A 21,210-nucleotide genomic window follows, 5' to 3' on the forward strand; every position below is an offset into this window, starting at 1 on the left:
TACTTGGTGGCTCTAAGAAAACACCCAGAGCGAGGCTTGCGCAGTACCGAAAAACGGAATATTATGGCGCAAGCTTAACGCAGAGATTGGTGTTTACTTAGAGACTATACTTAAATCAATCCCAGTGAGCGGGGAGTCTCGTTATCAAGACCGGCTGATTTAGCCACGCTCATCATTTGTCTAAGGCTATTCTTGATACCTTCATCCTCAGCGCTACCCATCATCTTGAATAATAAGGCCGATACTGTGATGTTTTTCACATCTTCTGAGGTAAGGTTAAAGCTCTTCAATAGCTGACCTACATTTTCCTTGAAAGAATTACCTCCATCAGTGCTCAAAAAGGCCGCTTTCACATCTGTAGCCACTTCGCTCCCATTAATAAAGGCATCTAAAGATTTTCCTTTAGCTACAGATCCTGCTATTTGGTTGAAGAACATACTTTCTCCTCCTATAATATCAATCTTAGCTGATTTCATGGCTTCACCAAGCACTTGAGCTTGAGCCTCAGCAATATACTTGCTCACATCTATTTGAGCTAATTCTATGGCTCTGTCTTTCTCTAATTTCAACTTAAACTCTTCGTGATCCATTCCCGCACCATCCAGCGCTTTCATAGCAGCAGCTTTTTGCTTGATACCTTCTGCATCGGCTTTGAATTTCTCCGCCATCACTTTCGCTTCTGCCATACCTTTCTTCTCGTCAGCCACAGCTTGTACTTCAGTAACCTCAGCATTGGCAGTTCCTTTTTCGCGCGCCACTTTCGCTGCTACAAAACCTAGCTTCTCATCAGCCTCAGACTGAGCTATGGCCTTCAATCTTATACCTTTAGCTTCAGCATCAGCCTTCATCTCTATTACAGAAGCCTCAGACTCTCCTTCTTTCTCTTTGGCTTCGGCCTTGGCGGTCATAACCTGAGCCTCAGACATACCTATGGCTGCCTTCTGTGCTGCTTCAGCATCTGCTAATGTTTTCATAGCTTCAGCTTTATGATTAGCCGCTGCTTTCTCAGCTTCCGCATCAATCAATGACTTTTTAGCCAATGAATCTGCTGCTTGGCGAGCTGCTTCCGCGGCCTTAATTTCCTGAACTAAAGCCTCTTCAGCCTTTTGCTCCGCAACCGTGATAGCCACCATTTTATTTCTATCAGCTTCCGCCTGAGCACGAGTATCTTTTATCTTCTCTTCTTCAGCCACAGTAGCTTTTTCCACTGTAACACGCTCACGGATAACTTCTTGTATATTTCTACGCTCTACTTCAAGCGACTTTTCTTTATCAATACGAGCTAACTCTACTACTCTTTCTCTTTCAGTAGCCTCTAACGCTCTTGCCTGCTCTACTCTTTCAGTTTCTACAGCATCAGTTTTCTCTTTATTCTTCTGAGCCACAACTATCTGTCTTAGCTTATTCTCTTCAGCCACTCCAATTTCTTCTTCAGTAGCTATGCGAGCCTGAGCAGATTTTAAGTCATTTTCCTGACGAACCTTTTCAATTTCAGCTGCCTCTCTAGATCTAATATTTTCAATCTCTCTGCGCTGCTGCTCTTCTTTCTCAGTTTGCTGTTTTTCTAACTCCAGAATAGTTTCTCTGGCCTCAACATCTTGCTTCTTAATGGTCTTTTCCTTTTCTCTTTCAATCAGGTTTGACTTAATTTTTTCTGATGAAGTAAGTTCTATAATCTTCTTAATACCCTGAGCATCAAGAATATTACTTTCATTGAGATCATGTATAGATGTTTGCTCTACATAGTCAATAGCACAGTCATCCAAAACATATCCATTGAGGTCTGTGCCTATTTCTTCCAATATTTTTTCTTTAAAAGAAGCTCTTGAGTTATACAATTCAACAAAATCGAAATGTTTACCGACAGTTTTTAAAGCCTCAGAAAATTTAGCATCAAAAAGTATTTCAAGCTCCTGAATGTCTGATGCTCGGTGACATCCAATGCTTTGAGCTACATGTATTACATCTTCAGTAGTTTTATTTACTCGAATGAAAAAACTTACTTTGATGTCTGCCCTCATATTATCTTTACAGATAAGACCATCTTTAGCCATTCTGGAAATGGTAAGTGTCTTAAGCGTGATATCCATAATTTCCAACTTATGAAGTACAGGCACCACAAAAATACCCGAGAAAGAAATTTTGGCATCCCCCAAACCTGTACGGATAAGGGCTTCACCCTGTATAGCCTTTCTATACATTTTGATGAACATTGCAAGTAGGCCAATGACGAACACGACCCCGACAATGATTAAAATTAGAAGTACATTACTTGCCATAGTTGATATGTTAATTAGTTAAAAGGTTCTATGATATATATATTTTCCAAAGGCAAATGCTCAATAACTAATCCTGTTTCGCCTTTTTCCATGTCGGCTCCCGGGACAGTCTTCACATTAATTATATGCGGAGCTCCTTCGGTTTTTATGGCTGCTAAGCCCGTTTTATTTTCACTGGTACTTATTGTAACTGTACAAACCTTACCCATCAACACATCCTTGGCCCCCTCCTCCTTACTAAGCCTAGCAAATATTTTCACAAAAGGCGTAGTAAGAACTTTAGCAATAAACAAACTCACAAAGAGCACAGCCAACAAGACAACTAACCCGAAGAAAAATGATGAATTACCGATGAAATCATTAACCAGAAGCGTTACTGCCCACGCAGGGATAATCAGAAATGTGAAAAAGATCATTACCGGCACCTGACCCAAATTGAAAAAACTTAAAACTGAATTAAGCCAAGTTACCGAAACACCATCCACTTCTGCTTCTGCCTCTAGTTCTATATCGAAGTCGAGGAAATCTACATCCATTACACCTACAATTACAGTAAGCCAATAAATGACAATGAATATTGCCATTATGGTGATGATTATGTTTGCTGGATTTACAGCTGCATCAAGTAATTCATTCATTTTATAACATTTAAGACTGCTCTTTATTCATACCTAATTTTGCTTTCAGCTTAGCCAATTCATCACTTCTTTCAGAAGAAGCACTAGAAGCCAACGTCTGATCTATCTCTTCATCGATACTCCTACTCTCATTAGCTATCTCACCATAAGATTCAGCCAAAGCCTCTTCCTGTGCGACCTTGTCTTTCATTTTTTCTAACATTGCCACGGTGCTACCAGAATCTATTTGAGCCAACTGCTTATTTATATTTTTAGTAGCAGAACTCACCCTCACCCTAGCCTTCAAAGTCTTCAATTCGTTCTCCCATTTAGCAATGTTTGATCTCATTTTTTTAACATTGCTCTCCAATTGAGCAACAGAAGTATCATATTGAGCTTTCTCCTTTTGAGCTTGCTCTACATGTTTCAAATTTTCTTCTTTCAACATAAGAGCCTCCGTAGCTAATCTATCAGCTTCCGCTGCCTCTAACTCTCCGCTCTCCGCTCTTTTTAATAGCATCACTGCCCTACCTTCGTAACCCGTAGCAGCATCCTTATATTTTTTGATATCGCCATTAGATCTTATCACCATAGCTTTCACCTCCGCAAGAGCTTGCAAACTTTTATCTAAGTCTACCTTCATATCTCTGATGCCTTGCTCTGTTAATTTTATAGGGTCTTCAAGCTTATCTATTGCTGCATGAGCCTCAGACTGACCGATTTTAAATAATCTATTGAATATATTCATTTCTGTAATTCTTTATTGTTTTGATAATTCTATTAACTCATTAGAAAATTCGCTTAGAAGAAGCCCCAATGAGTTAAAAGAAGCTTCCAATTCATTTAAATCCAGGTTTTCTAATTGAAGAGTATCTCTAAATATTACCTTCACGCCTGAATCGTCTAGCACAAATGCTCCATGTATGATGTCTCTGTTTTTCTGTAACAGCCGCTTATATACAGAAGCATTATCTGCTTTTACTTGAAAAATAAATTGCTCTATTATTAAGATAGGATCAGCACACCCCAGCACCATATTATTGATACCCGCTTGCGCATCACTTACCACAAAGACACCTTCATCACTATTCTCAAATGTTATTTCATAATTCAACTCAATGAGGTATTCTTTTACTTTATCAAAATAATGAGTCATATATATTATTATTTATACTTTAAATAAATCAAATTTATTGCAATTTATTAAAAAAATTAAAATTCTAAATATTGAAGTATTACAAAAACCTATGGAGGTTTAAAAATTTCAACTCTTTTTGGTTTCATCCTCATTGTTTTATCTATTTATTTGAGCTATGCTATTTTTATGAGCAATCAATTAATTACATATACGCTAGTATTTTAAAAAAGGTTATGCGAATTTTGAAAAAAATTAAAAGAGGGAGCTAGAATGTCATTTATAGGAAAAAACATCAAAAAAATCAGAGCGGTCAAAAAAATGAGCCAATCAGATTTCGCTCAGCTATTTAACCTAGCCAGGCCTAGTGTAGGCGCTTACGAAGAAGGCAGAACCGAACCAAAAATTGAAACATTAATTCAAATAGCTAAGCATTTCGAATTGTCTATAGACACCCTACTGACCAAAGAGCTGACTATTAACGAGCTGTATAAATTTGATATTTTCAAAAAAGAGTTTGACCCCAATGAAATTCCTAAGCTTAGCAATAAAGATGATATAGAAGAGCAAACGCCCTTAATTACACTTGACAAATACCTAGATTACATCGTCAACCACCAAAGTAAAGATTATGTCAACAACCTCCCGGTAACTCAATTTCCCTTCACCCAGACAAAAAAATCAAGGGCATTTCAAGTCAGCGGAAATGAAATGGTGTACGAAAACCATGGAGTGCACCACAAAGACATTATATTAACCACTGCCGTTGAGAACCTTGATGATTTAATACACGATCAGCTATACATACTGGTAACTGCGGAGGAAATTTACACTAGGAGATTTCACAAGAAAAAAGAAAAATACATTTTTAGAGCAGACAACCCCGCTTATGACAGAGTGGAAGTAAAGCAGAAGGAGATACTAGAAATATGGAAAGCTAAAGCTATTTTTAGTACCAATTTGCAATCACCTTCCAGACTTGAAGAACGGGTTAGCACTTTGGAAATGAGGCTTTCGAAACTAGAAAAAAGATTGAGCTAACTATTACAAATTATACTTATTGGAAATTAAACACCATCAGCAAAGCTACATCCCCACCAACAGCCGGAAATTAAAGACAATAAAAAAGCTGCTCCTTTATAAGAAGCAGCTTACCATATTTCAATTAGATAATTAATCTAATAGTCGCTTTTTAGATGAATTTTTCCAGCCTGCATCATTAGAAGAACTCACATAATATACCTTTAAATCAGCAGAAGATGAACTTGTAATATATACCTGCACATCTGCATCATTAGATGAATTTACAAAATACCATTTGCCTTCATTACCACTTGCAGAGCTACTTGAACTCACCTTATACACCTTAAGATCAGCGTCATTTGATGATTTTACAATTTGCATGGTAAAATCTGCATCATTGGAACTACTCACTACTTGCACCTTTTGAGCGTAAGAAACGTACGACAAAGAAGCAAAAAACATAACCATTAAAATCTTTTTCATATCAAAAAATTATTTTATTCAATATAAATATAATTAATTAAATATATTAATTACCTATTCCACCTCTTCTTTCTTCAAAAATTGTATAAACTTACCTATTGTTAAGCCCTGAACTGCAAGTGACAACAACACCACTATATAGGTAACAGGCACAATAACCTCCCTCCCCATATCTTCTGACAGCGATAAAGCTAAAGCAATTGAAATGCCACCCCGAAGGCCTCCCCAAGCCATAATAGAAATGGTATTAGGAGCAAAAGTCTTTTTCAACCCAAACATATGAGCCGGCAAATACAGCGAAACAAACCTAGCTGCCACGATTACGACAACAGCAATTGCCCCATAAAGCAAAAGCTGAGCATCAAAAGGAATAATTACCATTTCAAGACCTATCAAAACAAATAAAATGGCATTCATCACCTCGTCTACCATTTCCCAAAACTTATGAATATAATCTTTAGTGATATCAGACATAGCTTCGCTTGCCCCTTTATTACCTATAAATAAACCTGCTATAACCATAGCTAATGGACCAGAAAAATGTAAATAATGCGCACAACTATACCCAGCCATTACCACCGCCAATGAAATTAAAATCTCAGTTTTGTAATGGTCAATTTTTTTCATGAGATAATAGCCTCCATATCCTAAAACAAAACCTAGCAAGAGCCCACCACCTACTTCTTCAAGAAACAAAAGACCTATTTCACCCACACTAAATGAGGCCACTCCTTGCTTAGCCACCATAAAAACTGAAGTGAATACAACCACCCCAACTCCATCATTAAATAGCGACTCTCCCACAAATTTAATTTCAATATTATCTGGAACATTAGCCTTTTTCAATATACCTAAAACCGCAATAGGATCGGTGGGGGAAATCAACGCCCCAAACAAAAGACAATAAATGTATGGCAAAGGCTGATGAAATAACGCAAACAGATAATACATAAGAACACTTACTATCCCCGTTGAAATTAAAGTACCCAGTGTAGCAAAAGTAAATATGGCACCCTTCATTTTTTTTAGCTTAGAATAATCTGTGTGAAGTGCTCCTGCGAACAGCAAAAAACTCAACATCATTTCCAGCACTATCTCAGCAAAATTTAAAGACTCCAAAGACTCTTTCACCTTGTCACTTAATGCAGGGAAAATCCCTCCTAAAAACATAACACAAAGTGACATTACAACACCAGCCAACAGCAAGGTTATAGCCGAAGGAAGCTTGATATACTTTTCATTTAAATAAGCTATACCAGCCGAAAAAAGAATAATAAAAGACAGTATATGAAATAAACTCATAAGAAAATTTTAATAGAACATAATGTAACTCACAATGATACGCGGACAAAGGCTAAACAATAAACCTACCGAACAGTTTTCCTAAAAACAAGAGGCTCGCCTACTCATTAAACCTTAGCTTTGAGCACATTAAATTAATTATTTCAATATTTATGATTCAAAACACACTTAAAAAAATCATAAACCTAACCTTAACCGTACTAGTTGTTTTAGGCTGCTCAAAAGAACAAAACACCTCAACCCATAGCAGCAAAAATAACAAAGCTCAATTCAAAAAATCCACCTACTGTAACCCTGTAGACATTGACTACAGTTATATGTCACACTATGCATACCGGGGTGTATCGTACAGATCAGGCGCTGACCCAGCAGTAATTAATTATAAAGGCAAATTTTATATGTTCGTTACTCGATCGCATGGATACTGGGTATCTGACGACATGAGCAATTGGAAGTTCATAAAACCACAAAGCTGGTATTTTAATGGCAGCAACGCACCTGCAGCCGCCATTTACAAAGATGAAATAATTGTTTTAGGCGACCCTTCAGGCCAAGCAGCGGTAATCAAAACTGACAACCCCGAGCTAGGAAACTGGCAAACTACCTACAGCGTAATTCCTTTTGCTATACAGGACCCTGACTTATTTGTTGATGATGATAATAGAGTTTATTTATTTGAAGAATCTTCCAATACCTTCCCGTTACGTGTGGTAGAGCTGGATGCAGACAATCATTTTATACCTAAAGGCGAAGAAAAAGATTTATTTATGCTTAAGCCCGAAATACATGGCTGGGAAAGATTTGGGCAAGACCACAAATCAGACATTGCCCCCTACTTAGAAGGACCATGGATGACCAAACACAATGACACCTACTACTTAGAATATAGCGCGCCTGGCACACAATGGAATGTTTACGCAGACGGTGTTTACACCAGCAAAAGCCCTATGGGACCTTTCGAATATGCACCATACAACCCCATCAGCTATAAACCCGGAGGTTTTCTTACAGGAGCAGGACATGGAAGCACAGTAAAAGACAACAACGGCAACTTCTGGCACTTCGCTAGCATGCCCATATCGGTTAACTACAAATTCGAAAGAAGGATAGGCATGTTTCCTGCAGGGTATGAAGAAAATCAAATGTACGTAAACACTGCATACGGAGATTACCCACACTACCTGCCAAACACAGAAGTTGATAATCATAAAAATAGATTTACAGGATGGATGCTCCTTTCTTACAACAAACCTGTTACGGCCAGTTCTACTATAGATAACTCCGTTAAAAGACATGTAGTAGATGAAAGCAATACTGGCTACATGCTTAACCAAGAGAAGCCCGACTACTCTCCTGCCATGACCACAGATGAAAACATCAGAACATATTGGGTAGCAGAAACCAGCAAACTACCTGAACTAACTGTTGATTTAAAAGAAACCATGACTATCAATGCCATTCAGATTAACTTTCAAGATTTTAATTCTGAAATATTTGGCAGACCTGACACCCTAAAAACTCAATTTGTATTAGAGTACTCCAATGATGGCAAAACATGGAATACAATGGCCGACTATAGCAAAAACCAGAAAGATCAACCTCACGCATACATTGAGTTGCAAGAACCGCGAGAAGCAAGATATATTAAATACAAACATGTTTCTATCCCTAATAAATACCTGGCCATTTCTGACTTCAGAGTATTTGGAAAAGGTCATCAGCCTGCCCCAAAAAGCCCAAGCAACTTTATAGTAAAAAGAGATACCGACAGAAGAAATGCAAACTTAAACTGGGACACATCTCCAAACGCAAGTGGATATGTCCTTTACTGGGGTATCAAAAAAGATAGACTCAATAATTCGGTAATGATTTACGACAAAAACCGCTACGAATTAAGAGCACTTAATAGCGTCCAACAATACTTCTATCAGGTAGAAGCATTTAATGAAAATGGAATTTCAGAAAAGAGTGAAGTTCTAACTACAGAATAAATCAATCGGCATAATAGAAAATAGCAACTATTTTCTATTATGCCGATTCTTATTATTTAGTGATGCGCTATTTCATCTATTAACCCAGAAATGCTCCTCACCTCAAGAAAATCATCATTTAGAACCACAGCATTAGGATGCGTATCGCAACTTATCACCTTCTCAATTATTCCTGAATCTTTAAGCTTATTCAGACCATCATTAATAAAAAGGCCGTGTGTAGTGATAACATAAATCTTCTCAGCACCGGCTTCCTTATACACCTTTGCCGCATTCACTATGCTACCTCCAGACCTGATCATGTCATCATAAACAACTACAGCCTTACCTTCCACATCGGCATTTACAGCACTAATTTCCGTTTGATCTCCATCCAACCTCCGCTTCAACACGAAAGCCGCATTCACACCTAAATCATTAGCCAATGACTCTACCCACTTGGCCCTGCCCGCATCAGTACTAGCCATTACAAAATTATCCCCTCCATATTCTTTAGCAGCCTCTAATACTATAGACTTACAGTAAACATGCACCGCCCTAATACTACTTTCAAAATAGTGAGGAGTACCTTCAGTATGGAGATCAAACAAGTAAATTCTATTACCTTTATAACTTTTAGGTATACAAGAAAGCAATCTCGCTCTGGTTTTTGCAGTCACCACCTCTCCCTTTTTCACAATACGCTCCATGGTAGAGTACCCAAAGTAAGGCACCACCAAGCTTAATGAATTAGCTCCGAAACTCACTATAGATGATGCCAAATCATATATTTCTAAGGTTGCCTCATCGTTAATGGTTCCCCCCAGCAATACCACATTCCTATCCTCCACATCAGTTAAAATACGCTGATACCGCTCTCCATCAGAAAATCTTTTCACCTCCACCTCTCCAGCTTCAAACTTTCCAGAAGCCAAAACCTGCTGAGCCAGATAATCATAATCGGTAGTGTGGAATAATATTTTTTTCATATTAAAATGATTTTTTATAACTGATCCAAATAGAGTGTAAAGTTAAAAATTAGTTAACTGTAAAACACCACCTAACACACTCATCATTATAATTTACTCAATGCCAGGCATTTGATTTAATTAAATTATTTTCAAAAACATTTTCATTTTTTATAAATAAATATAAACTGCATCTACTATAATTTTTTAAATAATTTTAAATGAAATATTTATACTTTTTCATCATCGCTTTAGTCGCATGCTTAAATGCCAATAAAGCCACAGCTCAGGAGCAACTATGGCAACTGAACTTAAAACAAAAGCTTAATACTGTAAGCTGGATAGAACAAACTAACAACGGTGTAATAATAGCCGCTGGCGACAAAGGTCTCTTAGGCCTTGACAATAATACTGGCGAAGAGATTTGGTTTAAAAACGACTTAAAAGCCGTAAGCCGCAGCTCCTTTCAAAATATAGAAGGTTTACCTTTATTTTTTGCCGAATATACTCCCGCGGTTGGCAGGTCACGAGGCATCATTATGAATGCCGCTAACGGAGACATCATTTATGACACCAAAGAAGCTGGATATAGAATAAAAACTTATCATGTACTACCGCAAGAAGCTTGTATATTATTTGAGCTTATTGATGAAGGCAACAGGTACTTAATGAAATTTAGCTTAAAAACCTGGAGCGAAGAATGGACTGTGCCTGTAGGCAACATCAAAGGATTAAGCGCTAAAATAAATGATTTAAGCACTACAAGTTTCATAACTCAAGGGCCGATTTTCACTAAAAACAATGAATTAATTGTTGGACTAAAAGATGAGATCTACTCTATAGATAAAAACTCAGGTAAAGTAGCATGGGGACATTCTACCGACAAAAAAATTAAAGCTCTTGTTTACTCTGACTTAAACAACAGTCTTTATTTGGGCATCAGAAAAAGCAAGAAACTCACTGTATTTGACCCTTCTACAGGAAAAGATATTACCCCAGGGAAATTAAAACTGAAAGGCACTCTATTAGACATTGTAGAGGACGGAGAAGGTCATCTGGTACTGGTAGAAACAGAAGGTTTTAACCTGATAGACCCGAAAAGCGGAGAGCTAATATGGAAGAAAAGTTATAAAATACCATTCTTAGACGAAGTAATCCCATACGAAAACGGCTTCATAGCTATTGGAAAAGACGAAAAAGACGGATCTATTTCATTGGTAGATAAAAATGGGAAAAAAGTATGGGACAGCAAGGTTAAAGGCTATGCTTACTATGCTACTCCTAGCAAATCAGGTATTCTATATATTTCCACTCAACGCTCAAACATTCTTTCATACAGCGATGGAAAAGACATCTGGAAAAAAGATGTTAAGTTCAAATCAATTCCAGCGGTAACATTTGACACTAAAGAAAACAAGGTAGTTTTATTCGAAAACAAGAAAGGGTACAAGTTTGATTTAGAAAGTGGTGAAATCGAACTCTTTGCTGAAGACATTGAACTTGCGGAAGTAAACAGAAAAACACCTTTAGAAGCAGAATACGTGTCTGCTGGATATTTCATCACGGCTGATCAACATGCCAGTGTATTATCTCCAGAAGGAAAAATAGTATATACGAAGTATTTTAAACCTGTATCATCATTAGACGGATTTGTTGACTTAGCACAAACAGGACTTAACGCTGCAGGTGTAGATTTAGACATTCAAGGTTCTATTAACAACTTAAAAACGCTACAGAACTTGAGCAACGGAGTAGTTTTCACTCAAGGAGACCAAACAGAAGGATCTTCATCAACTTCCGTAGTGACTGGACTATATGTAGGCTCCAACTCACAGAACATGACTCCTATATTTGAAATCACCAAAACAAGGTACTTCAACTCTAGGACTACAAAAGATCATAAGTTTATACTTACTAAACAAGATGATGGAGTTAAATACATTTGTTCAGTAGACAAAAACACAGGAGAAATTAATCAGAAAATAACCCTGATTGACAAAACCCCAAGTTATACTGTTGACGAAGTTGATAATAGAATATTTCTAAATGAAAAAAATCAAATAATCACCTGTTATCAATTGCAATAAAATTAATGACCCCGAGCCTTCAGTTTTAGACTCGGGGTCATTTTCTATTCTTTTAGGTAATTATCGGTTTCTCGCATCATTTCAATTACCTTTTGCCAGTCTTCATAAGGATCAAAACCTGCTTTATCTTCAAACAGCACATTGAAATAGGGCTTCCGCTCATAGTAACCATACTTCTGACTTTCCACTTCCGGGTTTTCATTTACATAATCGAAGTGAATATCATGCGATTTGAAAAAATTCAGATAATTGTCCAACTCATGTGGATGTGAGCAAGTATAAAGCAAGCAAACCACATCAGGTCGTTTAGTTATCAACTGCAAGGCCTCTTTTGCCAAAGGAAAAAACTCTGTAGGTATTTCCTTGGTAGACCAATTGGGCTTTATTATAGTATCATGTATATCAAATGCCCAGTACGTTTTACTCCAACCTTTTTTCTCGGCATGAATAAAGGCTTTTTTAATTGCTCGCGTAATCATTTTCTTCCTCCTTTATGGGCAAAGCAGCATTGAGCCTCACCTCTTCAAAACTATATTCCTTTATTAACTTTCCATTAGCAAAAACAGTTATCAATTCGTCCTGCAATTCGGGAAACTCCTCCTCTGTAACTGTTTTATATTCACCTCCCAGTTCTACTAATTTCAATCTCCCTGCTTTACTTTTCTTGAAACTCTCCACCACCTCACCATACTCATTCATCTCTACAGGGCTTTTTTGAACCATAACCGGCTCCTCATTTATTTCAGCATAACTACATTTCAATGCAAACTTCTGAGTATCCCTATCCACTTTCTGCAACAAGGCTCCCCCCATACCCAAGACGAGATTTTCAGCACTTATGTTATTATTTTTAAGTGAGGCGTAAATCTCTTTTATCGCCTCATAGTTAACACCATCACCTTGAATAACTCTAATTTGAGGTGGCAAAACCTTAAAGCCTTTATCATTTACTGTAAATCCAAACTTCTCAAATAGGATATCAAATACAGCCAACAAAGTTTTAATGGGATCACCGCTATCCGGTCTGATCACCAACACACCATCACGGTTAAGCACCTGATCTTTAAGATCTTCCCCCCAATATTCTTTGCATGCGTTAAATATATCATAACTATCAGACACACATGCCAAAACACCTGAAGGAAAAGCATTCAAAACATGCTCAAACATTTTCTTTTCCCCTTTTTTGCCTAATAAAGTACATATACTATGTTCTGTAGCAGGTATACTTTTACCATAAACCTCCTGAGCCTTATAGTGGGTGAGCGCCATTAATGAACCTGCCAAAGTATCGCTACCACTAAAGTTAATTAAATGAGCACTACCTCCTAAACCTGCACTTTCCACACCACTTACTCCTCTAAAGCCAAAATCATTCAAAACATAATCTATCCCTGCTTTTGCCTCCTCTGATGCAGTTTGATCATAATAATCTATGATTATCCTCTTCACCTCTCTACTAAGGGTAGCTACAGTACTAGGGTACCATACCTGCATTAAAAGTGTTTCAAGGAAATTAGTTAACCAATAACAATTAGGGTCCGTATTTTCTATAGTCATCAGCACATTATTAGTGGGCACACTAGTGCCTTCGGCTACTGCTTTAATTTTAACAGGAAGATGACCATTATATTTATCCAATATGTATTGAAACTTACTTTTATCAAACACATCATCTCTACCAAATACTTGCTGCAAAAATGGCTCGGCTTCATCTAAATCCTGCTGAGTAAAGGCCTGCCCTTCTAAGTACTGCTTTATAAAGTATTGCAACCCATAAAAAACGGTATTGTCAAATTTACCACCTCTTGATTCTAAATAGCTATATACTTTATTAGTGCCAGGGTAGTATAATTTATGGTGAGAGTATTTATAGGCATCGGCTAATAATATTAAATTGTTAGTATTCATGATCGTAAAGTTTAAATTCAGTGATTATATTTATTAATGAGGTGATTGTAAAGCACATGATGCTCCGCACTTAATTGACTGCTTTTAAGCATTAGTGGCAGTTCTGAAACCCTGAACCACTTCACCTCTTCAATGTCATCCTGAGCCTGGAGTGCTCCAGAGCTCATGTCACAACTAAAAAGCGTAGTAATAATCTTATCTACCTCTGGGCGATACCGCCAATCATCAATTTTTGATGAAGTTTCGTATTGCATCTCACTCACCACTACTTCTCCACATTCTTCTATAAGTTCCCTTTTGGCGGCACAAGCAAAATTATCATCTTCAGGATCGGCAAAACCACCGATTAACCTCCATTGCTCACTGGTAGATTTTCTGGCGAGTAATATTTCTTTTTTACTATCTCTAAACATGGCAATGTCTACTGTAGGATATACTTTATCATATTGGTGCGCCAATGCATACAATATACCAGCTCTAAAATCTGGCGAATCCAAGACTAAATCAGCATGCTCATTGCGCAAAGTGGTAGCATTAAACTCACCATGCTCAGTTAAGTTTACCGTCTTATAAACACCAGAATAATATGGAATAAAACTATCTCTGCTACCATACAAAACGAAACGCTCAGTAGGAAAGGCCGCAGAAAGAAGTTCATCAAGATTTTTAGACCATTGCTTATCAGAAGGATGATCACCCAATGGTAAAACCACTGCATTTGGATATTCTTTTTTGATCATTCTTTCTCTTGTATAAAAATCGAAAGGGTTTCTTCGACCTGACACCGGGCTCATGCCCAAAACAATAATGAGCTTCTTATGCTTCTCAGTTACTTGATTGATTAAATCTTTATGGCCTTCATGCAAATAAGGCGTCTGAAATCGGGCTACAATTACTGCTGTATTCATTTTATATTTGCGTTATTGTTACACAAATATAAATATGCGTTTTAATAACACAAATTATTTCTCAATAAAATTAATGTTATTTTTACACAAATTGAATTAAATATAAAAAAAGGCTCAATTAGAGCCATTTAAGTATGATTTCTCCTCATCACACTTCAAAGTTTATTCCTTCCTTTTTGAGTTGAAAGTATTTATCTTCATTAAATCGAAACAAATTTCCGGGTCTTCCTGCTCCTGCAAGAACTTGTTTTTCCGAAGTCTCCTCTAGGAAGCCGAATTTTAAAATTTTCTTTTTAAAATTTCTCCTATCCACAGGTCTGCCTAGCACAGTACTATAAAGCTTTTCCAGTTCGCTAAAAGGAAATTTTTTATCCAACAGCTCAAACCCTACCGGTTCATAAGTGATTTTACCTCTCAGCCTATCAAGGGCTACATTTATAATTTTATCATGATCAAAAGCCAACTGAGGCAATTCGCTCACCTTAAACCATGCTACATCATCAGCATCAGTATCTGCCTCCAGCTCAAACGCCTGTGGTTTTACTAACCCATAATAAGCAATGGACACTACCCTATTTCTAGGGTCTCTTCCAATAGCACCAAAACTATAGAGTTGTTCCAAGTAATTGATCTCGACATTTGTCTCCTCCTTCAACTCTCTTTCTACGGCCTCTTCTAGCGTTTCATCATTATGAACCAAGCCTCCTGGCAATGCCCAATCTCCCTGATAAGGCTCTAACGACCGTTTAATCAACAATACTGAGAGCCCTTCAGTTGAAGTATATCCAAAAACCACTGCATCTACCGAAAGCTTAATATCCTGTAACACCATAGTTCAAAGATACATATTAATGTAATTTTAACACAAATCACATCTTTCTTGCTATGATCAATGCATTTGTTGGTGGCTCTGCTACTGCTTTCAGGTCATAGTCAAACAACTCCACCTTATTCTTAAATCTGTTTTCGGATATCCATGGATTGGTATAAGCATTAGAAGCCATATCTACAGCAAAGCCTACATTTTCCAATGCATTTTTCCAATCACTAAAACTCCAGAAGCAAAAACGTTCGTGCATTTCACTATGCCAATTATCAGTGTAATCTTTAGTAAGCATAAACTCTGCAGCATCTTTATATTTTACCACAAAATATATGTCACCATCACGCTCAATTTCCTCGTAAGCTATAGGGTCATTCTCATGCTTTCTAAAATCGGATACAAATCTGTAAAAACGAGCTTTAGTGGAGAGGTTATTCAAGTAATCAGCCAATTCCTGCTGATCACCTATGGCTTTATCCCAATTATCATTTTCACCATCAGTGTCAATCAGCTTCATCAGCACTTTACGCTCTCCATCTTCAGGGCCAATTACATCTCTATTGATCCACACACCACCAAACTTCAATTCTTCATAACGGTTTTGAATAAAGCTTAGCAAATCTGTTCTGCTGCCGTAAGATTCTATTTCGTGCGTAAGGGAGCTGGTGTGTATTGTGCTCATTACACCACGATCAAAAACCAATGAGCTCACTGCATTTTTCTGAGCAAAAAACACATTAGGGTTACCAAATTCACCGTTTAACTTTCTCTGATTACAAATCTCAAACAGCTGCCTGGCCAATTCAATGCCATAAAAATCAGACTCTCGTAGCTTAGCATCTTCACTGGCCTGCTTTATCCATGACCCTACAGCACAACCAATATCTCCGATTATACCTCCTTCTATAAATGGGGCTGTTTCTTTGTATTTCAAATTAGCTATCTCATCCATTTGCCGAACATAAGAAGTATAATCTCTTGACTCTGTTAAGTCTCCATCTTCACTAATAATAGGATCAGAAAGAATATTACGCACTCGCTCAGCCAACTTATAAGTACACCAGATTTTTTTAGTAGCATCGTGCAACTTACCAGATAGCTCTTCATTATCTTGCCAATTAACATCCGCGGCAACTGCCTCTACTAAGCCCCAAGGTAAATCTTCAGTAAAAGTATTATCATGCTCATCCCACTCAGCAGTGTGTATTTTGAAGTCTAATTCCTGATACATTTTCATTACCGCAGTAGAACATATTAATTCACAATTGTCAGGAGTAAGATCCAGCACCCCATCACTTTGATGCTTTATTTGCTTTAAGGTGTAAGAGGCAAAATTTTCAAGAACACCCACATCATCTATTCCATACACATAAGTAGGCATAGCCAAATTTTTGCAAAACTCCTGAAGCATCATTGCTCTAAGATAAAACGGTATCGGGTTTCTCTTGGTACCACTATGATTTGAACTGGTGACAGCAAAAACCACCCCTTCAATAGTGTTATTATTCTGTAAAAGCTCAGTGATATAGCGATATTGGAAACTCGTCATCAAATGATGACGCCCAGGAAAAAGTAAATACATAATTGGTAATTAATTAATAAAAAAATAAGGTTGAGAATCACTCTTTAATACCTACGGTATCTTTCCAATGACAGTTATTTATTTTGGACAGACTTTTCATTGTAATACCGCTGAAGTATATAAAATGCCATTTTCTTATTACCGTCTTCAGAAATTAATCCCTTTCTATTATAATCATCCTGAACTTCGGGCAACACCCTTCGCGGAGATCTGAAATCAACTAGTATCCAAGGAGAAAGCCCTTGTAGCTGACCTATTTTAGAGATCATCTTTAAAGTTTCTTCATAAAGATAAGCCTGATACTCCTCAGTCCAACGTTCGGTTTTATCTCCATGCAGGCCGTACTTAGCACCAGCACCAAACTCCGATATCATTACAGGCTTATTCTGAGTAATGTGCCATTGCGTCTGTGCGGCCAACTCTGGCGTACCTCCATACCATCCGGTGTACTGATTAAAACTTAATATATCTACCACCTCGGCATACGGGTCATCTATAGTTTTTACATTAGGCTTTCCTTGATAATTACTTTGCTCCAAGGCTGCACTAATAAGGCGTGTCTTATCATGACTTTTAGTATAAGCCGCCAGCCTACCCAAAAATTCGTTCCTAGCCTTACTGTTTGGCGTTTCATTAGCCATAGACCATATTATTACAGAAGCTCTATTTTTATCACGACTCATCACTTCGCTCAGTTGGCTTTCTGCATTACGATACGTAGCTTCATTCTCCCAATCTATAGTCCAATAAACAGGATTCTCTTCCCAAACCAATATACCAAGCTTATCGGCCAGCCTTACCATATGCTCACTGTGGGGGTAATGCGCCAACCTCACATAATTACAACCCAACTCTTTAGCCCAAAGAAGCAGCTGCTCAGCATCAGCCTCGGTATATGCTCTACCATCCCTAAAAGGACTTTCTTCATGAATACTAATTCCTCGTAAAAAAACAGGTTTTCCATTCAATAAAATGGACGTTCCTTCTGTAGATATTGTTCTAAAGCCTATTTTATCGGCTATTTCGTCACCTCCCACGGTAATATTTACAGCATACAATTTCGGATTTTCAGGGCTCCAATAAGTAATCTTACTTTGCTTTACTTCAAAAGCTGCTTTACCATTTTCATCAGCTCTCATCTTCTGAGATATTCTTAATTCAGGTATTTCCAGTGTTATTTCAGCTCCTTTTACCTCACTGCCATTAACTTTTACAAATCCTGTAATTAATTTATTATTTACTGTTGCTAACTGCACACCATAGTCCTCTACGTAAGTTTTAGGAACTTCCACCAAACTCACACTTCTTGTTATTCCGCCATAATTCCACCAATCGGTATTTAACGTTGGCACCCCTTCTCGTTTACGCTTATTATCAACTTTTACCACCAAAAAATTATTCTTAGGCTTAAGACTAGAGGTCACTTCATATTCAAATGGCGTAAACCCTCCTATATGCCTACCTAGTTTTTTACCATTTAAGTAGACATCTGCTTGATAGTTTACAGCCTCAAAACGAAGAAAAACATGATTTCCTTGCTGTTTTATATTATAATCAAATGATTTTTTATACCACACTGTACCTTCATAGTAGTAAAGCTTATCACTTTGAGTATTCCAATCACCAGGCACAAGCATAGTGGGAGATTTATCAAAGTTATACTCTACTAATTCAGATTTATTTTCTGCCACGGCATTCATAAAAAAGGCCGATTTTCCCGGGTTACCCTGTTCCTCAAATGGCTCATAACGATAGTTATAAAACCCATTTTCATAAGGGTCCACAATATAATGCCATAGCCCATTGAGACTGGTTACATTTCTAGAATATGAATTTTGAAGTAAAGTAGTTTGCCCGTAAGATATATGCCCTAGAAACAGACATAAGCAGAAAGTTAATTTTTTCATGGTAGCTGCGTGTTTATTCCTTTTAAAACTACACATTATCCACACAACCATCAATTGAAATACAGAGGAGTATACCACAAAAAAAGCCGACCCTAATGGATCGGCTTTTCAACTTATAAATGTCTATCTGTTACGATACAGCAGGAGTCATATAAGACTCTTTACCAAATTTTCTCAGCATTCTATAATGCGAAGCCAAAGCTCCTGTAAATGTTTCATTTTCATGATAAGGCACATCATGCTTTTCAGCAACCTTCTTCACAATATTAGATATGATTGGATAATGTACATGGCAAATATTAGGGAATAAATGATGTTCTACCTGAAAATTTAACCCTCCGCATAGAAACTTTGCCATATAGCTCTTTCTAGAAAAGTTAGCAGTGGTCATCATTTGATGTATTGCCCAGCACTCATCCACCTGCCCGTCCATTTCTGGCTCAGGAAAAGAAGTACCTTCCACTACGTGCGCTAACTGAAACACAAGCCCTAACACTAACCCCTCTGCCCAGTGCATGCACAAAAAGCCTATTACAAATTGCCACCAAGCAATATCCATCACTACCAAAGGCACCACTATAAAAAGAGCGTAATAGAGTATCTTAAAGAAAAACAAGTTAAAATACTCTGATTTTGGATGGTTAGTGTTTTCTGTATGCCCTATAGTTTTTTGAAAAAACTTAATATAATCTTTTCTAAATACCCACGACAAAGAAGCTAATCCATACAGGAAAAAAGCATAAAAATGTTGGTATTTCATAATACCTTTCATTTCTTCTTGTGGAGACAAGCGCACTAAGCCAGGCGCCACATCAAGGTCCTCATCATGCCCTGGAATATTAGTGTAAGTATGGTGCACCTGATTGTGAGTCACCTTCCAAACATAAGCATTAGCTCCTATCAAATTAAAGCTAAGACTTAGTATACCGTTCACTTTTCTACTAGAAGAGTAAGAGCCATGAATAGCATCATGACATACGTTGAAGCCTATAAAAGCCTGGACCATTCCTAACAGTACTGCCAGCCCCAAGTTTACCCACATATTAAATCCTCCAAACACTATTAGTAGATACAACCCAAAAAGCAACGATAAAAAAAGCACTGTTTTGAATACCATTTCAGCATTGGCATGCTTACTTATTTGGTTTTCCTTAAAGTAAAGGTCTACCTCCTTCCGGACTTCTGCATAAAATCCGGGGCGTTTTCGTCCATTAAATTTAATTTTCATATATGAGTGTATTTATGTGTGTCTAGCATAGCACTATTAGCTTAAGATAATATATTGATATAAAAGTGATTGCTGGTAGAGCCAATATTTAGCGCAAAAAATACCAGCCAATATGCATTTAAAAAATCTTAATACTATAGTCGACTTGCTTAAATGTAAGATTTATCAGGCAGCCCAGAAAACTTTTTATGCCTTTTATTGTTTCAACGAACCGATTTAAGGCTCATTTACTTCTCTAACGCCTAAAGACCTTCATTTATTTACACTCTTCTGAAAATATATTATTGCAAACGTTACTTTTTCAAAATTGCGCGAAGCGATGCTGGAATTTCTCTATTATCTTCTGCGGGTTGCAATTCCCCAATATTCTGCTCAAAAGGCAATACTCCAGACCATATATCGAGCTCCTCATCCACCTTATCATCGCTTGGTCCTCCTTCTCTAATTTTAGCTGAAGCCTGCTCTATGTGAATGGCTAAAACTGAGGTAGCCTTCAATTCTTTGTCATTGGGCCGCCTCACTTCCTCCCATCGACCTGCCAATGCATTATCTGATATTATTTTCAACGCACGCTCTTTTTCTTCAGCACTAACCTCCTTAGCTGTACCAAAAACCACCACAGACCTATAATTAGCAGAATGATGAAAAGCCGACTTAGCCAACACTAAGCCATCCACATGAGTTACGGCTAAACTAACAGGTATCCCTTGTTCAAGATTCTTGATCATTCTACTTGTAGTAGCCCCATGAATATATATTTTATCTCCTTCCCTACCATATAAAGTCGGTATCATAAAGGGCTGACCACTTGCTACAAAACTCACATGACAAATAAAAGCATCATCCAAAATACTGTATACCGTTGCTTTATCGTAATGCCCCCTATTAGGCACTCTCTTTACTTGGTTACGGGCATCAACAGGATATTCACTCATAATAATTTCTTTTTTTTGGTGAATTTAAAGCTCACCCGGAGTATCTTAAGGA

General features: G+C 37.4%; 18 protein-coding genes. 3 read left to right on the top strand and 15 right to left on the bottom strand.

Going from position 1 to position 21,210, the window contains the following annotated elements; genetic code table 11:
* Positions 1 to 110: 110 nt before the first annotated feature.
* Genes ACXACQ_RS00980 through ACXACQ_RS00995 form a run of 4 tightly spaced genes read right to left on the bottom strand, consistent with a single transcriptional unit; the run spans position 111 to position 4,052 of the window.
* Positions 111 to 2,279: a flotillin family protein gene (locus tag ACXACQ_RS00980; RefSeq protein ID WP_474974047.1), complete on the bottom strand. Its 2,169-nt coding sequence runs from the start codon at positions 2,277 to 2,279 to the stop codon at positions 111 to 113.
* Positions 2,280 to 2,293: 14 nt separating this feature from the next.
* Positions 2,294 to 2,917: a hypothetical protein gene (locus ACXACQ_RS00985; protein WP_474974048.1), complete on the bottom strand. Its 624-nt coding sequence runs from the start codon at positions 2,915 to 2,917 to the stop codon at positions 2,294 to 2,296.
* Positions 2,918 to 2,927: 10 nt separating this feature from the next.
* The gene (locus ACXACQ_RS00990) at positions 2,928 to 3,644 is read right to left on the bottom strand and encodes a PspA/IM30 family protein (protein WP_474974049.1); all 717 of its coding nucleotides are present in this window, start codon (positions 3,642 to 3,644) and stop codon (positions 2,928 to 2,930) included.
* Between the two features lie 12 nt (positions 3,645 to 3,656).
* Positions 3,657 to 4,052, bottom strand: a complete 396-nt coding sequence (locus ACXACQ_RS00995; protein ID WP_474974050.1) for a YbjN domain-containing protein — start codon at positions 4,050 to 4,052, stop codon at positions 3,657 to 3,659.
* Positions 4,053 to 4,304: 252 nt separating this feature from the next.
* Between ACXACQ_RS00995 and ACXACQ_RS01000 the strand changes: the two genes are divergently transcribed.
* Complete coding sequence (locus ACXACQ_RS01000) at positions 4,305 to 5,072, top strand: XRE family transcriptional regulator (protein WP_474974051.1); 768 nt, start codon at positions 4,305 to 4,307, stop codon at positions 5,070 to 5,072.
* A 132-nt stretch (positions 5,073 to 5,204) separates the two neighbouring features.
* Here the strand turns inward: ACXACQ_RS01000 and ACXACQ_RS01005 are convergent, their stop codons facing one another.
* Together ACXACQ_RS01005 and ACXACQ_RS01010 are read right to left on the bottom strand one after the other, a co-directional pair.
* Entirely contained in the window at positions 5,205 to 5,537 is a 333-nt protein-coding gene (locus ACXACQ_RS01005) for a 7(1) septoil knot domain-containing protein (RefSeq protein WP_474974052.1), read from the bottom strand.
* Between the two features lie 54 nt (positions 5,538 to 5,591).
* Entirely contained in the window at positions 5,592 to 6,839 is a 1,248-nt protein-coding gene (locus tag ACXACQ_RS01010) for a cation:proton antiporter (protein ID WP_474974053.1), read from the bottom strand.
* Between the two features lie 152 nt (positions 6,840 to 6,991).
* Here ACXACQ_RS01010 and ACXACQ_RS01015 point away from each other — a divergent pair, with 152 nt between their 5' ends.
* Positions 6,992 to 8,830, top strand: a complete 1,839-nt coding sequence (locus tag ACXACQ_RS01015) for a family 43 glycosylhydrolase (RefSeq protein ID WP_474974054.1) — start codon at positions 6,992 to 6,994, stop codon at positions 8,828 to 8,830.
* A gap of 56 nt (positions 8,831 to 8,886) precedes the next feature.
* Here the strand turns inward: ACXACQ_RS01015 and ACXACQ_RS01020 are convergent, their stop codons facing one another.
* Complete coding sequence (locus ACXACQ_RS01020; protein ID WP_474974055.1) at positions 8,887 to 9,798, bottom strand: ribose-phosphate diphosphokinase; 912 nt, start codon at positions 9,796 to 9,798, stop codon at positions 8,887 to 8,889.
* 200 nt (positions 9,799 to 9,998) lie between these two features.
* Here ACXACQ_RS01020 and ACXACQ_RS01025 point away from each other — a divergent pair, with 200 nt between their 5' ends.
* Entirely contained in the window at positions 9,999 to 11,864 is a 1,866-nt protein-coding gene (locus ACXACQ_RS01025) for an outer membrane protein assembly factor BamB family protein (RefSeq protein WP_474974056.1), read from the top strand.
* Positions 11,865 to 11,908: 44 nt separating this feature from the next.
* Here the strand turns inward: ACXACQ_RS01025 and ACXACQ_RS01030 are convergent, their stop codons facing one another.
* The 8 genes from ACXACQ_RS01030 to ACXACQ_RS01065 form a co-directional block, all read right to left on the bottom strand.
* On the bottom strand, positions 11,909 to 12,343 hold the full coding sequence (locus ACXACQ_RS01030) for a hypothetical protein (RefSeq protein ID WP_474974057.1): 435 nt from the start codon (positions 12,341 to 12,343) through the stop codon (positions 11,909 to 11,911).
* Complete coding sequence (locus ACXACQ_RS01035; RefSeq protein WP_474974058.1) at positions 12,324 to 13,775, bottom strand: nicotinate phosphoribosyltransferase; 1,452 nt, start codon at positions 13,773 to 13,775, stop codon at positions 12,324 to 12,326. The genes ACXACQ_RS01030 and ACXACQ_RS01035 overlap by 20 nt, the downstream gene beginning before the upstream one ends.
* 17 nt (positions 13,776 to 13,792) lie before the next feature.
* Positions 13,793 to 14,683 (bottom strand): NUDIX domain-containing protein, encoded by an 891-nt coding sequence (locus tag ACXACQ_RS01040; RefSeq protein ID WP_474974059.1) that lies wholly within the window; start codon positions 14,681 to 14,683, stop codon positions 13,793 to 13,795.
* A gap of 148 nt (positions 14,684 to 14,831) precedes the next feature.
* Complete coding sequence (locus ACXACQ_RS01045) at positions 14,832 to 15,515, bottom strand: NUDIX hydrolase (protein ID WP_474974060.1); 684 nt, start codon at positions 15,513 to 15,515, stop codon at positions 14,832 to 14,834.
* A 37-nt stretch (positions 15,516 to 15,552) separates the two neighbouring features.
* Entirely contained in the window at positions 15,553 to 17,088 is a 1,536-nt protein-coding gene (locus ACXACQ_RS01050; protein WP_474974061.1) for a transferase, read from the bottom strand.
* Between the two features lie 74 nt (positions 17,089 to 17,162).
* The gene (locus ACXACQ_RS01055) at positions 17,163 to 18,995 is read right to left on the bottom strand and encodes a glycoside hydrolase family 2 protein (RefSeq protein WP_474974062.1); all 1,833 of its coding nucleotides are present in this window, start codon (positions 18,993 to 18,995) and stop codon (positions 17,163 to 17,165) included.
* 130 nt (positions 18,996 to 19,125) lie between these two features.
* A complete protein-coding gene (locus ACXACQ_RS01060; RefSeq protein WP_474974063.1) occupies positions 19,126 to 20,223 on the bottom strand; it encodes a fatty acid desaturase family protein in 1,098 nt (365 codons plus the stop codon).
* A 293-nt stretch (positions 20,224 to 20,516) separates the two neighbouring features.
* On the bottom strand, positions 20,517 to 21,158 hold the full coding sequence (locus ACXACQ_RS01065; RefSeq protein ID WP_474974064.1) for a pyridoxamine 5'-phosphate oxidase family protein: 642 nt from the start codon (positions 21,156 to 21,158) through the stop codon (positions 20,517 to 20,519).
* Positions 21,159 to 21,210: the final 52 nt, after the last annotated feature.

This window comes from Fulvivirga sp. AWR4_260 (assembly GCF_056158185.1).

Bases quoted from the DNA above. Each gene is read 5' to 3' on its own strand.
- ACXACQ_RS00980 (WP_474974047.1), bottom strand. From the start codon at position 2,279: ATGGCAAGTAATGTACTTCTAATTTTAATCATTGTCGGGGTCGTGTTC.
- ACXACQ_RS00985 (WP_474974048.1), bottom strand. From the start codon at position 2,917: ATGAATGAATTACTTGATGCAGCTGTAAATCCAGCAAACATAATCATC.
- ACXACQ_RS00990 (WP_474974049.1), bottom strand. From the start codon at position 3,644: ATGAATATATTCAATAGATTATTTAAAATCGGTCAGTCTGAGGCTCAT.
- ACXACQ_RS00995 (WP_474974050.1), bottom strand. From the start codon at position 4,052: ATGACTCATTATTTTGATAAAGTAAAAGAATACCTCATTGAGTTGAAT.
- ACXACQ_RS01000 (WP_474974051.1), top strand. From the start codon at position 4,305: ATGTCATTTATAGGAAAAAACATCAAAAAAATCAGAGCGGTCAAAAAA.
- ACXACQ_RS01005 (WP_474974052.1), bottom strand. From the start codon at position 5,537: ATGAAAAAGATTTTAATGGTTATGTTTTTTGCTTCTTTGTCGTACGTT.
- ACXACQ_RS01010 (WP_474974053.1), bottom strand. From the start codon at position 6,839: ATGAGTTTATTTCATATACTGTCTTTTATTATTCTTTTTTCGGCTGGT.
- ACXACQ_RS01015 (WP_474974054.1), top strand. From the start codon at position 6,992: ATGATTCAAAACACACTTAAAAAAATCATAAACCTAACCTTAACCGTA.
- ACXACQ_RS01020 (WP_474974055.1), bottom strand. From the start codon at position 9,798: ATGAAAAAAATATTATTCCACACTACCGATTATGATTATCTGGCTCAG.
- ACXACQ_RS01025 (WP_474974056.1), top strand. From the start codon at position 9,999: ATGAAATATTTATACTTTTTCATCATCGCTTTAGTCGCATGCTTAAAT.
- ACXACQ_RS01030 (WP_474974057.1), bottom strand. From the start codon at position 12,343: ATGATTACGCGAGCAATTAAAAAAGCCTTTATTCATGCCGAGAAAAAA.
- ACXACQ_RS01035 (WP_474974058.1), bottom strand. From the start codon at position 13,775: ATGAATACTAACAATTTAATATTATTAGCCGATGCCTATAAATACTCT.
- ACXACQ_RS01040 (WP_474974059.1), bottom strand. From the start codon at position 14,683: ATGAATACAGCAGTAATTGTAGCCCGATTTCAGACGCCTTATTTGCAT.
- ACXACQ_RS01045 (WP_474974060.1), bottom strand. From the start codon at position 15,515: ATGGTGTTACAGGATATTAAGCTTTCGGTAGATGCAGTGGTTTTTGGA.
- ACXACQ_RS01050 (WP_474974061.1), bottom strand. From the start codon at position 17,088: ATGTATTTACTTTTTCCTGGGCGTCATCATTTGATGACGAGTTTCCAA.
- ACXACQ_RS01055 (WP_474974062.1), bottom strand. From the start codon at position 18,995: ATGAAAAAATTAACTTTCTGCTTATGTCTGTTTCTAGGGCATATATCT.
- ACXACQ_RS01060 (WP_474974063.1), bottom strand. From the start codon at position 20,223: ATGAAAATTAAATTTAATGGACGAAAACGCCCCGGATTTTATGCAGAA.
- ACXACQ_RS01065 (WP_474974064.1), bottom strand. From the start codon at position 21,158: ATGAGTGAATATCCTGTTGATGCCCGTAACCAAGTAAAGAGAGTGCCT.